This is a genomic window from Burkholderia sp. 22PA0099, from assembly GCF_047497165.1.
Classification (GTDB): domain Bacteria; phylum Pseudomonadota; class Gammaproteobacteria; order Burkholderiales; family Burkholderiaceae; genus Burkholderia.
This window is the reverse complement of the sequence record NZ_CP163164.1, coordinates 73618-86660: the sequence shown is the minus strand read 5'-3', so window position 1 is coordinate 86660 and position 13043 is coordinate 73618. Positions and strand designations below refer to the sequence as shown.

13 protein-coding genes and 1 pseudogene are annotated in these 13043 nt (G+C 66.7%); 5 read left to right on the top strand and 9 right to left on the bottom strand.

Annotation, left to right across the window (positions count from 1 at the left end; translation table 11 throughout):
- Positions 1–112: 112 nt before the first annotated feature.
- Positions 113–1663: pseudogene (locus tag AB4851_RS00410) on the top strand (methyl-accepting chemotaxis protein); the annotation flags it as partial.
- A gap of 204 nt (positions 1664–1867) precedes the next feature.
- Here AB4851_RS00410 and AB4851_RS00405 read toward each other — a convergent pair.
- From AB4851_RS00405 to AB4851_RS00395, 3 genes are all read right to left on the bottom strand, one after another.
- Complete coding sequence (locus tag AB4851_RS00405; RefSeq protein WP_414441529.1) at positions 1868–2833, bottom strand: 3-hydroxyacyl-CoA dehydrogenase family protein; 966 nt, start codon at positions 2831–2833, stop codon at positions 1868–1870.
- Between the two features lie 30 nt (positions 2834–2863).
- Complete coding sequence (locus tag AB4851_RS00400; protein WP_414447964.1) at positions 2864–4177, bottom strand: MFS transporter; 1314 nt, start codon at positions 4175–4177, stop codon at positions 2864–2866.
- Between the two features lie 83 nt (positions 4178–4260).
- Positions 4261–5028 carry a FadR/GntR family transcriptional regulator gene (locus tag AB4851_RS00395; protein WP_414447963.1) on the bottom strand — a complete coding sequence of 256 codons (768 nt, stop codon included), beginning with the start codon at positions 5026–5028 and terminating at the stop codon, positions 4261–4263.
- Positions 5029–5362: 334 nt separating this feature from the next.
- On the opposite strand from AB4851_RS00395, the gene AB4851_RS00390 reads away from it, so the two are divergent.
- Positions 5363–5686, top strand: coding sequence for a DUF4148 domain-containing protein (locus AB4851_RS00390; RefSeq protein WP_414447962.1), 324 nt, complete (start codon positions 5363–5365; stop codon positions 5684–5686).
- Here the strand turns inward: AB4851_RS00390 and AB4851_RS00385 are convergent.
- Together AB4851_RS00385 and AB4851_RS00380 are read right to left on the bottom strand one after the other, a co-directional pair.
- A complete protein-coding gene (locus tag AB4851_RS00385; RefSeq protein ID WP_414447961.1) occupies positions 5613–6869 on the bottom strand; it encodes a multidrug effflux MFS transporter in 1257 nt (418 codons plus the stop codon). The genes AB4851_RS00390 and AB4851_RS00385 overlap by 74 nt on opposite strands.
- A gap of 267 nt (positions 6870–7136) precedes the next feature.
- Complete coding sequence (locus tag AB4851_RS00380) at positions 7137–8549, bottom strand: glycerophosphodiester phosphodiesterase family protein (RefSeq protein WP_414447960.1); 1413 nt, start codon at positions 8547–8549, stop codon at positions 7137–7139.
- A gap of 564 nt (positions 8550–9113) precedes the next feature.
- Between AB4851_RS00380 and AB4851_RS00375 the strand changes: the two genes are divergently transcribed.
- Positions 9114–10004: a dienelactone hydrolase family protein gene (locus AB4851_RS00375; RefSeq protein ID WP_414447959.1), complete on the top strand. Its 891-nt coding sequence runs from the start codon at positions 9114–9116 to the stop codon at positions 10002–10004.
- Here the strand turns inward: AB4851_RS00375 and AB4851_RS00370 are convergent, their stop codons facing one another.
- Both AB4851_RS00370 and AB4851_RS00365 read right to left on the bottom strand, forming a co-directional pair.
- Complete coding sequence (locus tag AB4851_RS00370) at positions 10005–10367, bottom strand: copper-binding protein (protein WP_414447958.1); 363 nt, start codon at positions 10365–10367, stop codon at positions 10005–10007. It lies immediately after the preceding gene.
- A 135-nt stretch (positions 10368–10502) separates the two neighbouring features.
- The gene (locus AB4851_RS00365) at positions 10503–10871 is read right to left on the bottom strand and encodes a hypothetical protein (RefSeq protein WP_414447957.1); all 369 of its coding nucleotides are present in this window, start codon (positions 10869–10871) and stop codon (positions 10503–10505) included.
- Between the two features lie 324 nt (positions 10872–11195).
- On the opposite strand from AB4851_RS00365, the gene AB4851_RS00360 reads away from it, so the two are divergent.
- Positions 11196–11522, top strand: a complete 327-nt coding sequence (locus tag AB4851_RS00360; protein ID WP_414447956.1) for a DNA-binding protein — start codon at positions 11196–11198, stop codon at positions 11520–11522.
- 27 nt (positions 11523–11549) lie between these two features.
- On the opposite strand, the gene AB4851_RS00355 is transcribed toward AB4851_RS00360, so the two are convergent.
- The gene (locus AB4851_RS00355; RefSeq protein ID WP_414447955.1) at positions 11550–11738 is read right to left on the bottom strand and encodes a hypothetical protein; all 189 of its coding nucleotides are present in this window, start codon (positions 11736–11738) and stop codon (positions 11550–11552) included.
- Positions 11739–12109: 371 nt separating this feature from the next.
- Between AB4851_RS00355 and AB4851_RS00350 the strand changes: the two genes are divergently transcribed.
- On the top strand, positions 12110–12388 hold the full coding sequence (locus AB4851_RS00350; RefSeq protein WP_414447954.1) for a hypothetical protein: 279 nt from the start codon (positions 12110–12112) through the stop codon (positions 12386–12388).
- A 117-nt stretch (positions 12389–12505) separates the two neighbouring features.
- Here the strand turns inward: AB4851_RS00350 and AB4851_RS00345 are convergent, their stop codons facing one another.
- A complete protein-coding gene (locus AB4851_RS00345) occupies positions 12506–13009 on the bottom strand; it encodes a hypothetical protein (protein ID WP_414441542.1) in 504 nt (167 codons plus the stop codon).
- Between the last annotated feature and the right edge of the window lie 34 nt (positions 13010–13043).

Here is a 13043-nt window from a genome sequence, read left to right as displayed (position 1 = left end):
GTGGAGGCACCGCCACGACGCCGTGCGCGAATCGCACTCAAGCTCCCCACCGTATCTGCCGTAAACCCTGAGCGTTATCCCTAAATAAATCGACGCTCATCCGTCCCCCAAAATGTTCAGCAAAATCAAGGTTTCAACCGGCTTGCTCTGCGTGCTGATCGCATTCTGCGCATTCCAGCTCGTCACGGCCGCGCTCGGGTACTGGGCGCTCACGCGGACTCACGACAACGTCGGTGAACTGTCGAATATCGCCGTGCGGCAAATGAATGCCGTCAACGAGACGACTCAGCAGTTGATGGACGCCCGCATCAATCTCTCGCGCGCCGGCACGCGCATGGTCAAGGGCGGCGGCGAGCCGGCCCAGATCGTGCAGCACGCGCGCGAGCAGCTCGCCGCCGCCGATCAGAGCTTCGCGCGCTACGTGGCTGCGAGCCGCGAGGGCAGCACCTCGGCCAACGCCGCCGCGCTGGCCGATCGCTACGGCAAGCTGCACGGCGCGCTCGGCGAACTCGCGCAGTTCCTCGACGCCAACAACATCCAGGCCTTCCTCGATCAGCCGACGCAAGGCTTTCAGGATGCCTACTTAAAGGAAGTGCACGACTTCGAAGCGTTCGCCGTGACCTCGGGCCGCGCCTCGCTCGACGCGATCGACACGCGCGTGGAGGTGTTCAAGATGGTCGGCGCGGCGATCCTGCTGGTGCTCGCGGTGCTGACCGTGGTGATTCACCTGGGGCTGCGTCGCGGGCTGGTTGCGCCGCTTGAGGAAGCCGGGCGTCACTTCGACCGCATCGCGCAGGGCAAGCTCGACACGCCGATCGGCGCGCGCGGCAGCAACGAAATCGGCCACCTGTTCGCCGGCCTCGCCAACATGCAGGCCAGCGTGGCCGGCACGGTCAAGCTGGTGCGCGAATCGGCCGACGCCATCCACCTGGGCGCGAACGAGATCGCCACCGGCAATGCCGATCTGTCGGCGCGCACCGAGAGCCAGGCGGCGTCGCTGGAGGAAACCGCGTCGAGCATGGAGGAACTGACCTCCACCGTGCGTCAAAACGCCGATCACGCGCGCGAAGCGAACACGCTGGCCGCCAGCGCGCTGAGCGCCACGGCGCAGGGCAGCTCGGTGGTCAATCAGGTGGTCGACAAGATGCACAGCATCGCGCAAAGCTCGGACCGCATTGCCGAGATCATCGCGGTGATCGACGGCATCGCGTTTCAGACCAACATCCTGGCGTTGAACGCGGCCGTGGAAGCGGCGCGCGCGGGCGAGCAGGGGCGCGGCTTCGCGGTGGTGGCGGGCGAGGTGCGCGGGCTCGCGCAGCGCAGCGCGCAATCGGCCAAGGAGATCAAGGCGCTGATCAACGAATCGGTCGAGCTGATTCGCGGCGGCGCGGAGCTGGTGGAAAACGCCGGCGCGGCGATGGGCAACGTGTCCACCACGATCTCGCGCGTGGCGCAGACGATGGAGGAGATCAGTGCGTCGTCGCGCGAGCAGAGCACCGGCATCGAGCAGGTCAACCAGACCGTCACGCAGATGGACGAGATGACCCAGCAGAACGCGGCGCTCGTCGAGCAGGCCGCGGCGGCGGCGGCGTCGCTGCATCAGCAGACCGAGCATCTGAAGGCGGCGGTGTCGGTGTTCGAGGTGTCGGACGCGGTGATGCGGCCGGGCGGTGGGGGGCGGCGTACGGCGGTGGCGCGATGCGCTTGTCGCCGCGCTTCAGTTGAGCGGCGGGGCGGGCGGCGGCTGGAATTTGCTGCGTCCGATCCCGCACTGCCGACGATTCACGGGCCGACCCCGTATCGCACGCTTCGGCCCGATATCGATCTCACCGCATCGGGCGCTTCACCCCGATGCGGCCACACCCGCTCACCCCTCGAACGGCGGCGCCCCCAACGTCTTGCGCAACTGCATCAGGCTCTGATAAGCCCGGTTGCGATACGCCGCCAGCGGCTTGGCCGCGTCCGGCGCGATGCCGAGGAAGCCGCCGCCGCTCTTGAGCCCGAAGTCGCCCGCCTCCACGCGCGCCTTGAGGCCGGCCGGCACCGTGAAGCGCGGGCCGTACTGCTTCTCGAGCGACGTATACGACGCCGCGTACACATCCAGCCCGGCCATGTCGGCGATCGCGAACGGCCCGAACAGCGCGAGCCGGAAGCCGAACGAATTGCTGACCACCTTGTCGACATCCTCGGGCGTCGCCAGCCCTTCCTCGACCACCGCCACGGCTTCCTTGAACAGCGCGAACTGCAAGCGGTTCGCGACGAAGCCGGCCACGTCCGCCACGCGCGCGGTCACCTTGCCCGCTTCCTGCACCAGCGTTTCGGCCGCTTCGAGCATGGCCTCGGGCGTGTCCTTGCCGGGGATGATCTCCACGGCCGGCACGAACGGCGCCGGGTTCATCCAGTGCACGCCGAACAGGCGCTGCGGGGTGTCGAGCGCGCGGGCCATCTCGTGGATCGGGATCGCCGACGTGTTGCTCGCGATGATGCAGTCGGGCCGCACGGCCGCCTCGATGCGCTTGAGCACGCTCAGTTTCAGGTCGAGATTCTCGGGCACGACCTCGGCCACGTAATCGACTTCGTGGCCGACGGCCTCGATCGAATCGGCGGCCACCAGGTGGGTTTCGAGGAGGGCCGTGCTGCCTTCGGGAAACAGCGCGGCCTTCTCGAACGCGGCGCTCTCTTCCAGCAGCCGGGCGCGCGCCTGTTGCGCACGCAACGGGTCGGCGTCGGTCAGGTAGACCTTGCGGCCCGTCAGTGCGAGGCATTGTGCGATGCCGCCGCCCATGTAACCCGTGCCGACAACGGCGATGGTCTTGATGGTGCTTGTCTTCATCGGTCAGATCCGGTGTGTGGGGGAGAAGCCTTACATGTCGATGTGCGAGCGGTCCGGCATCAGGCGCAGCGCGATGGCCGCGACGATCGCGCCGAACAGCAGGTAGGCGGCCACCGCGTAGCCGCTGCCGTACCAGGCGAGCAGGGCGGTGGCGACCAGCGGCGCGGGGCCGCCTGCCACCACCGAGGCGAGCTGGTAGCCGATGCCGGCGCCCGCGTAGCGGATGTTGGCGGGGAACTGCTCGGCGATCAGCGAGGCCTGCGCGCCGTATTGCAGCGAGTGCGGCAGCATCGACAGCGCGATCGCGAGGAACACCAGCGCGTGGTTGCCGGTGTTGATCAGCGCGAAATACGGGTAGGCCAGCAGCGCGAGCGCGGCGCAGCCGAGGTAATACATGCGGCGGCGGCCGACGCGATCCGACAGGATCGAGAAATACGGCAGCAGGAACATGTCGAGCACGGCCGCGGCCACGGTGCACCACAGCACGAACTGGCGGTCGAGGCCCACCTGGCGCGTGGCGTAGTCGAGCGTGAAGGCGGTGAACACGTAGAACGGCATCTGCTCCGACATGCGCAGGAATGCAGACAATACGATTTCCTTCGGAAACTTGCGGATCGCCTCGCGCACCGGGTTCGCGACCACGTTGCCGCTGCGCTGCTGCTTGGCGAACGCCGGCGTTTCCTGCACCTTCATGCGCACCACCAGGCCCACCACGATCAGCACGAAGCTGGCGAGGAACGGAATGCGCCAGCCCCAGGCGAGAAACGCGTCGCCGGCCACGGCGCTGCCGGCGATCATCGCGACGGTCGACAGGATCAACCCGACCGAGGTGCCCATTTGCGGCCATGCGCCCGACATGCCGCGCTTCTTCTGGTCGCCCCATTCGATCGACAGCAGCGCCGAGCCGCCCCATTCGCCGCCCACGCCGATCCCCTGCAGCACGCGCAGGATCACCAGCGCGATCGGCCCGATGGCCCCGGCTTGCGCCGACGAAGGCAGGCAGCCCACCAGGAAGGTGGAAAGGCCGGTGATCAGCAACGTGATGACGAGCGTGCGCTTGCGGCCGATGCGATCGCCGAAATGGCCGAAGATCGCGCCGCCGATCGGGCGCACGATGAACGCCACTGCATAGGAAGCAAACGAATAAAGCAGGCCGAGCTGCGGGCTGACGTTCGGGAAGAACACATGCGGGAACACCAGCGCGGCCGCCGCGCCGTAAATGTAGTACTCGTACCACTCGATCGACGTGCCGATCAGGCTCGCCAGCGCGGCATTGCGCCGGTGGCGGCGCAATGCGTCATCAGATTGGGAATCCTTAATATTTACGGCGCTTGTCTGGCTCACGGCCTATCTCCTGGTTGATTCGCCGGTTCTCTGCGTAACCGTGCGACGGGGGTACGGGGCGGCGCGCGGCCGCCCCGGGTGTATCAGATCGCGCTGGCGGGCAGGGCCGCGAGCGCTTCGATGCGTTCCTGCAGCGCCGCGCCGTCGGCGGGCGTCATGGTCTGCACCAGGCGGCGCGTCGCGCGCACCATGTGCTCGTGCATCGCGATGCGGGCCTGGCGGCCGTCGCGCGCGACGATCGCTTCGTAGATCGGCACGTGGTCGACATAGGCGGCTTGCGGCGTGGTGGCGCGCGACAGGTTGCGGCCGATCCAGCTCATCGTCAGCGAGCGGATGCCGCGCAGCACGTCGCGCAGCACGGCGTTGTGCGCGGCTTCGGCGATCGCGAAGTGGAACGTCAGGTCGGCCTCGCTGAACGCCTCGCCGCTTTGCGCGTCGCGCATCGCATCGAGCGCGGCCTTGATCGGTTCGAGATCCGCGTCGGTGCGGCGCTGCGCGGCCAGATCCACCAGCAGCATCTCGATGTGCCAGCGCGCCTCGACGAATTCGGTGATGTCCTTGGTGCCGAACAGCAGCGCCCATTCGACCGTCTTGAACAGCGCGCTCGGGTCATTGCCCTTGAAATAGCAGCCGCTGCTTTGCCGCACGTCGAGCACGCCGCGCGATTCGAGCAGCTTGACGGCCTCGCGCACCGACGAACGGGCGATGCCCAGTTGCTCGGACAGGCGCGTGACCGACGGAATCCGGTCGCCCGGCTCGACCGCGCCCGACAACAGGAAGTCGAGCAGGCGCTGGGCGATCCGTTCGACGGTCGATTCCGCGCGCACGCTGTCCAGTTTCGTCAATTCCATCGTCGCAGTCTTCATGGTCGGGCGGGCTTCGCTGGGTTCGGGATCGTTATCGGTTCAACCGGTCAACCGTTCGAACGGTTGACCGGTTTGCGAAGAATCGCACCGCGGCCGGTGCGGCACAAGTCAGGGAAAACCAGGGGAGGGCGAAGCAATCGGCCGGCGGGCGCGGGGTTTTGTCGCGTTCTGTGTCGGCGGGCTCGCCGGAAAAACTGGCTTGCACGGCGTGGCTCGCCCGGAAACATCCGGGATACATCGGGCGGTTCAAATGCAGTCATGCCGGCGACGCACGAAACGCGACGCGGCACCGAATCCCACCCGATCCAGGAGAACACTGATGAATGCCGCCCGATTGCTCGCCGTTGCCGCGCTGCTTGCCGCGCCCGCCCTGTCGTTTGCCGCCGCGCCCCAGGCGCTGACCCGCGCCGATGTGCGCGCCGATCTGGTTCGCGTCGAACGGGCAGGCTATCAGCCGATCAGTGGCGACGCGCGGTATCCGGCCGATCTGGAGGCCGCGCTCGTGCAGGTCCGCAGCGACCAGAACAGCGCGTCGCTGTCGCAGGCCGATGCGGATCGCGCCGCGCCGCTCAGGCCGCTTCGCTCGACCGGCTGGCGACCGTGGCCGGCTTGCTTTGCGCGAGGTAGCGCAGCAGCTTCCTGACCATCACCACCACGATCCCCGCGAGGATCACGAAGAACAGCGCGAGCGGCGTGAGCGTGTGGATCGACACGAAGCCGGCCAGGCCCATCATCAGCGACGACACCAGCAGCAGCGCGCAGCCGAGCAGCGCGCTGGTCAGCCCGGCGATGTGCGGGAACAGCGAATTGCCCTTGGCCATCAGCGTGGGGTACATCGCGCCGGCGCAGAAGCCCATCACCAGCACCGGCACGGCCAGCGTCCACACTTGCAGGCCGACGGTCAGCGCCAGCAGCAGCATCGCCACCGAAGCGCCGGCCATGGTGTAGGCACCCATCCGCACGCGCTGCTCCGAGGTCGGCAGCGCCGCGCTGTGGATGCGGTTCGACAGGCCGCCGCAGAAATACATCGCGCCGATGCCGAGCGCGAGGTAGCCGAAGTAGGTCGGCGGCTTGTGCAGCGTGGTCTGCACCATGAACGGCCCGACGATGTTGAACACCAGCAGGATGCTGTAGCACACGCCCTGGGCGAGGAAGCAACAGCGGAACACCGGGCTCGACAGCACTTTGCCGGTATTGGCGATCAGCGTGCGCACCTCGAGCCTGACCGGCTTCGGCAGCGTCTCCTTGTAGCGAGACAGCACGGCCCACATGATCAGCGAATAGAGCAGCAGGAACACCAGGCAGGCCTTCCAGCCGAACCATTCCTGCAAGTGCGCGCCGATCACCGGCGCGATGATCGGCGCGAGCCCCCAGGCGGTGGCCATGTAGGTGAACGCGTGAACCAGCGCCTGGCCCTTGAACGTATCGGTGATGATCGCCTTGGCGAGCAGGTTGGTGGTGGCGATGCCGAAGCCTTGCAGGCAGCGCGCCAGCACGAAGGTTTCGAGGTTCGGCGCGCCGAGCGAGAGCACGCAGCCGATCGTGTAGATGATCAGGCCGAACGCGAGCACGGGCTTGCGGCCGTAGGCGTCGGCCACCGGCCCGAAGATCAGTTGGCCGAGCGCGAACGCGACCATGTAGCCCGACACGCTCGACTGGATCGCCTGCGGCGAGGCGCCGAACGCATGCGCCATGGCCGGCAGCGCGGGCACGTAGATATCGATCGCCAGTTGTCCGGCGGACGCCAGCAGGCAGATCAGGCACAGCAGGAAGCGCGGCGAATTGACGGCGCGTTCGGCGGGACGGCTCGGGGTTTCGTTGTTCATGACGGCATCGTGAGGGCGGGACCGGCGGGGCGCCGAGGCGGTTCGATATCCGAACGGCTTCGGCGCGAATGTCGCCGGGGCGTATTGTGCCTGTCGTTTCGAAACTCGATACGAATCCCCATTGCGAACCCGGGGGCGCGCGTGCTTGGCACGGTCGAATCGCAAGCCAAACGAAATATTCGGAATGAAAACGCGGAATGAAAAACGCGGGCGGGACCGGCGGCGGCTCGAAAGCCGCCGCCGGCGAGCGAGGCGGGGCGGCGCGCTTTAGCGGCCGGTTTCCTTCAGGTATTGCGCGCGGGCGGCCACGGCCGTGTTGGCGAAGTCCGAGAACACGCCGTCGATGCCGGCGCGGTAGGCATCGAGATACTCGCCGACCGGATCGCCCTTGTACTTGCCGGGCAGGTAGCGCGCTTCGTTGCGGAACGTGTACGCGTGCACGAACAGGCCGGCCTTGTGCGCATCGGCGATCAGGCTGGTCGGTTCGACCGAGTTCACGTCGGCGAGCGAGCCGGTGTAGGCCGTGCCGTCGGCGTTCTTGTCCTTCCACGGCGTGACCTTCCAGGCGAACACCTGCGGCTTCCACGGGCCGATGCCGTCGGCGTAGGTCTTGATCTCGGCGAGGCCGGCCGGCGTCAGCATGTCGCCGAACCAGCGCGAATCGCCGTTGAGGGTCCAGCTGTACGGGCGGCCGTCGACGAACGCGTAGTCGTCGTTGGTCTGGTAGATCATCGCGCCGGTCTGGTAGTTGACGGCGTTGCCGTCGATCAGCTGCACCATGCGCGTGAGCACGCCGCGCGAACGGAAGTACTTCAGGCTGGCCGGGTCGAAGCTCTGCAGCAGGATCGGCGCGGTGCGGCTGTTCAGGTTGTTGTCGTTGAGGAACTTGATGATGGCTTCCTCGAACGGACGCGTGCCGGCCGCGCCGCAGCCGTTGGCGATCGCCTGCTCGTTATTCCAGATCGGGTTCTTCGATTCCGGATAGATCGTGAAGGTCTTGCCGGTGACGGCCGACTTCGCGCGCGCGATGTCGTACACCTCCTGCATCGTCAGGATCGGGTACTGGCCGTTCAGCGCCGTCGGGCGCACGTCCTTGGCGTCGTACGTGGTGCCGCGAATCCATGCCTTCAGCTCGGCCACCGTGAAATCGGTGATCGACCAGTCGTTGGTGTGATCCTCGCCGTCGACGATCAGCGATTTCAGCACCGATTTCGGATCGGCCGGATCGGTCAGGTCGCTCAGGTAGCTCGACGGGCCGGTGGTGGCCGTGGTGGTCCAGCTGACCGGCACGCGCACGCCCGGCACGGTGCGCTTGCGCGCGGCCACGGTGGCGTTGGTCTTGGCCACGTCGGCCACGTTGGTGTTGTCGCTGAGCCAGGGGTTGTGACGCGCGACCAGCACGCAATCCTTGGTCAGGTGCAGGTCTTCTTCCAGCGAATCGGCGCCGGCGTTGGCGGCCCCTTCGTAGGACACCTGCGTTTCTTCCGGATACAGGCCCGGCAGGCCGCGGTGGCCGATCACGAGCGGCGCGTTGCCGTCGAGCGTCTTCAGCGCGCTCGGGGTGGACGCCTGCGTCGACGTGGCCGGTGCGGGATCGTCGTCGTTGCCGCAAGCGGCCAGGGTGATGCTGGCGACGAGCGCCAGCATCAGACACGAAATACCGGTCCTTGAAAGAGTCATGGTGGTGTTCTTTTTCATCAGTTTGAGTGGTTATCGAACGTCAACACGCGGTTTTGCTGTTACTAAACGGCAATCGTAATTCGGTAAACATTGAAAGCTGGAGATGCGAGGTGGTGCGTTTTCCTGACGGATAGGTTTTATCGGTGCGTTTTATGTAATTTTGCGAATGCTACTTTTGTAATGTGACAGAACGTCGAAAGGCAACGTGCATCGGTGAAATCGTTTTCCAGCAAGCGTGATGGGAAATTGAGGCGGGTGCCAATTTCTTTCATTTGTATTTATTTTTCTGAATTGACGATTGCGTCGGGGCATTCCGGCGTTCGATTTTTCTTTCGTTTTCATTCAATCGCTGTGCGATCGATCGTGGCTGGCTGATCCGCAGGCGCGTATCGCCATGCGAAGCGGGGTAGGCGCATCGGGCGGCGCGTGGCCGTCAGCACACCGAATCGATGAAATAATCGCGGTCGCTTCACGACCGGACACGCCAAGGCATTGAAATCGACGGACTCTCTCGGTCGCCTTGCGCGGCCGTCACGCCTGCGCGGCCTACGCAGCCTGAACAGGATGGTGTCTGGCGCGGCGGCGCTCGCGATCGGCGTCGCCGCCTGCCTGCATGCGCCGGCCTCGCGCGCCGATGGCCTCGCGCTCAACCCGCCGCCGCTCGCCACGCAACTCGGCGAGCAGGTGCTGTTGCTGCCGGTGCGCAGCAACGGCGCGATCGTTCAACTGCAAACCACCCTGTTCAAACCGCCCGGCGCGGGGCCGTTCCCGTTGGTCGTGCTCAATCACGGCAAGGACCCCGGCGATGCGAGCCGGCAGCCGCGCTCGCGGCACTTGCGCGTGGCGGCCGTGTTCGTGCGGCGCGGCTATGCGGTGGCGATTCCGATGCGGGAAGGGTTTGCCGGTTCGGGCGGCTTCTATCACGGCGATGGTTGCGACAGCCGCCGTCACGGCATCGACGAGGCGGCCGATGTGGCCGGCGCGATCGCGGCGCTCGGCGCGCTGCCCTTTGTCGACCGCTCGCGGATCGTGGTCGCGGGCCAGTCCGACGGCGGCCTGGCGACCATCGCGTTCGGTGCGCGGGCGATGCCGGGCGTGCTCGGGCTGATCAATTTCTCGGGTGGCGTGCGCAAATCCGCCTGCCAGGGTTGGGACGACACGCTGGTGGCGGCCTACGCGAGCTATGGCCGCGCCGCGCGCTATCCGTCGCTCTGGTTCTACGGCGATAACGATTCGTTGTGGCCGCAACCACTGCCACGGCGCATGTTCGGCGCCTACCTCGCGCAGGCGCGCGGGCCGGCCGCCGCTGCGCGTTTTGTCGACATCGGCGTGTTCGGCCGGAGTTCGCACGACTTCTTCGATACCCCGGCCGGGGTGGCGATCTGGCTGCCGCAGGTCGCGGCGTTCTTCCGCGCGCTCGGCCTGCCGTTCGAGCCGGCCGGCGCGCGGCGCTGATCAGGACGGATCGTCGAGCTTGACGATCGTCGGCGTGCCGTTCAGGTTCTCGACGCGCACGCGCACCTTGTCCCCGGCATGCACGTGTTGCGTCATCGCGGCGTCGCCGGCCTTGTAGGCCATCGTCATCGCCGGCATGCCGATGTTGGCGAGCGTGCCGTGCTTCAGCGTGATCATGCCGGTGGCGGGGTCCACCTTGCGCACCACGGCGTCGGTCAGGCCGTCGTCGGCCTGCGCTTGCGGCTGAGATTTGGCCGGGGCGGCCATCTTCATGCCGGCCATGTCGTCGGCGAAGGCCGGCGCGGCGGCCAGGCTGGTTGCGGCGGCGAGCAGGAGGGCGGATCGGGCGAACAGCGTATTCATGGTCAGGCTCCGTCTGAAACAAGCAATGGGAATTGCGGCGCCGGCATGGCCGGCATGCGCATGACAGGCGACGACGCGCCCGCGCGGGCGGCGGGCCGGCGCGGTCGGTCGGGGTTCAACAGGGGAGGAGGAAAGTCAGGCGGCGCGCGGCGGGCGCCACAGGCCGTTCGGATCGCGCACGGCGAGCGAGGCGGCGTAATGGAAGCGTATCGGGAGGATCAGCGCGGCGGGGCGGCGTACTTCGGCGAGCACGGCCGGGTGATGGAGGCTGCCGAACTGGCATTGCGCCGACATCCGGCAGGCGTGGTCGCAGCCTTTCGGCTTGCCGGGGGGCGGCGTGGCCATGCCGTCGCAATCGGACATGGCCGTCATCGCCGGCATCGCGCCGTGCATCGCCTGCCCGTCGTGCATCGGGCACGCGCCCGCCAGCCCGCTCGCGGCCAGCGCGTCGAGCGGCAGCGCGATGCAAAGCAGCAGGACGAGCAGGGTTCGGAGCAATCGCATGGGCCGGAGTATAGCGGCCGGGCCGGGCAGGCGGCCACGCAAAAAAAATGGCGGCGGGCGAAATCGCGCACGGTGGCGCGTGGGCGGCGATGTTCCGGCTTTTACATGCGTGTCACGTTACGTCGACGCAACGAAGCGGCCGCCGCGGTGGCCGCCTATGCGGCCGAGCGCACGTTGGCATCTCGCGCGGAGCCTTATCCTGACTGGACTTGCCGGATATCGCGCGGCGCGCGGGTACGCTCGCCGCAGGCTGGTACGAATTCTGCTGATAGCAGGCATGAGCGCGCCGCACGGCGACCCGTCCAACGCAGAACGGAACGAATCATGAATACGCTGCCGAACCAGTCCGATGCCCAATTCCAGGCCTTCCTGACGAAGCTGCTGGCCCAGCCGCAGCCGGTCGAATGGAGCGAGAAGCAACAGATCGAACTCGACATGGCGCGCGCGCTGTCGACCCACATGCTGCGCGTGGCAGAACGGTTGCACGCGCAACCGGGCGACACCGAAAGCTGGCTGACGCTCTATCGCTACGGCCGGGCGCTCGATTTCATCCTGACGTCGCTGGCTGCCTGCCGCGATATTCATCCGCGCACGCTGCGAACGATCCTGAAGCTGGCGCGCTTCGAGGTGAATGCGAACTATCCCGAGTGAGCAGGCCGGTGCGGCCCGCCGGCTTGCTTAGTTGTACCCAAGGATCGCGCTGGTCGCGATGTCGGGACGATCGCCGGTGTGGGACGCCAGCGCGCAGGTCGGATTTTGCAGCGCGGCCCGATACGACGTGAACGCGGGCGCGGTGCGGGCGGCCGGTTGCGGCGAAGCAGCGGGAGCGGGAGCAGAATCGCGGTCGAGCGGCGGGAAGGCGAACATCGTGGTGTCTCCGGTGCGGGCTGGATGGAATGGCGCCCACTATCCCAGAACCGCGGCCCGCAACCAAGCGAGTAATTTTTATTCGAGCCTTCAGGTTTTCTGATTGCAGCGCCGGCGGCCGTCTGACCCCGCCTTTTTGTGCTCACCTAACAATTGACTTGGATCAAATCTAGTTGGCCGGGCCGATTGCGCAATCGCAGCACCGTGGATTAACTGGGGAGTCGCCCCGGCGTGGCCGGAATACCGGCCGGTATGGGGCGTCATTCCGAGGGGCGGTGGGGCCGCAGGCGCGTCGTGCAGGAGTCCGCACGATGCACCTGCGGCCCTGCTCGCGTGATGGCAGAGCCAAAAATCCATAATCGAGGCCGGCGATGAGAGGTATTACGGGGTACAAACTGAAGCTGCGGATCCAGGATCGCTTCCAGCAGTTGGGCGACAATTTGCCGGCGTCGCTCGACGACGCCGAGGCGCGCGACCGGGTGGTCGCCAAGACCCGCGCGCTCGGGCAGGGTTTTTTCGACATGTCCGAGGATGAATATCACGAATGGGCGGGCCTGCTGCCCGAGGACGAATTCGTCGAACTGATCGCGCTGATGATCTCGCTCGCCACCGAGCCGGCCGCGGCGCCGGCTGCGGCGCTGTCGCGCTGAGCGGTTGACGGCATCGCGGCGGGCCATCCAGGCCCGCCGTTGTTTTTTCCATGAAAAACGGGGTGGCGCGACGCCACCCCGTTTTCGTTACGGCCTGCCGAACCTCGGCGCGGCCGCTTATTGCACCTTGAAGGCCGGCGAGGTGGTGACCGTGCCGGTCACCGTGCAGTTCGGCGTCAGCACCGCGTTGTTGAACGTCAGCGACGACGCCGTGTTGTTCCAGGCGGTGACCACCGAGCTCGGGCCGCAGGTGCCGAGCAGCGATGCGCTGACCTGCGCATTGTTGATCGTCAATTGCGTCGGCGTGTCGGCCTGGCCCGTCCACGGGTTCATGCTGGTCGCACTGCCGGTGATCAGCGAGCAGAGGCCGCCACCCGCGAACGTCGTCGACGTGATGTTGACGATGCCGGTCGAGGTGATGGTGCCGTTGAAGGTGGCGGTACAACTGGTGTTGATCGATCCTTTGGATAGTGTGGTGCTGCCGGTGGCCGAGAACGGTTCACCGTTGGGATTCATCGGGTTGCCGTTGGCCAGCGACACCGTGACGGCGAAAGCCGGCGCGGCGAGCGCCGACGAAACAGCGAGTGCAACGACAAGGGAAGCCACTTTTCGAATAGTCATGATGCGTGCCTCAATTGACGAATGGCGGCGAACC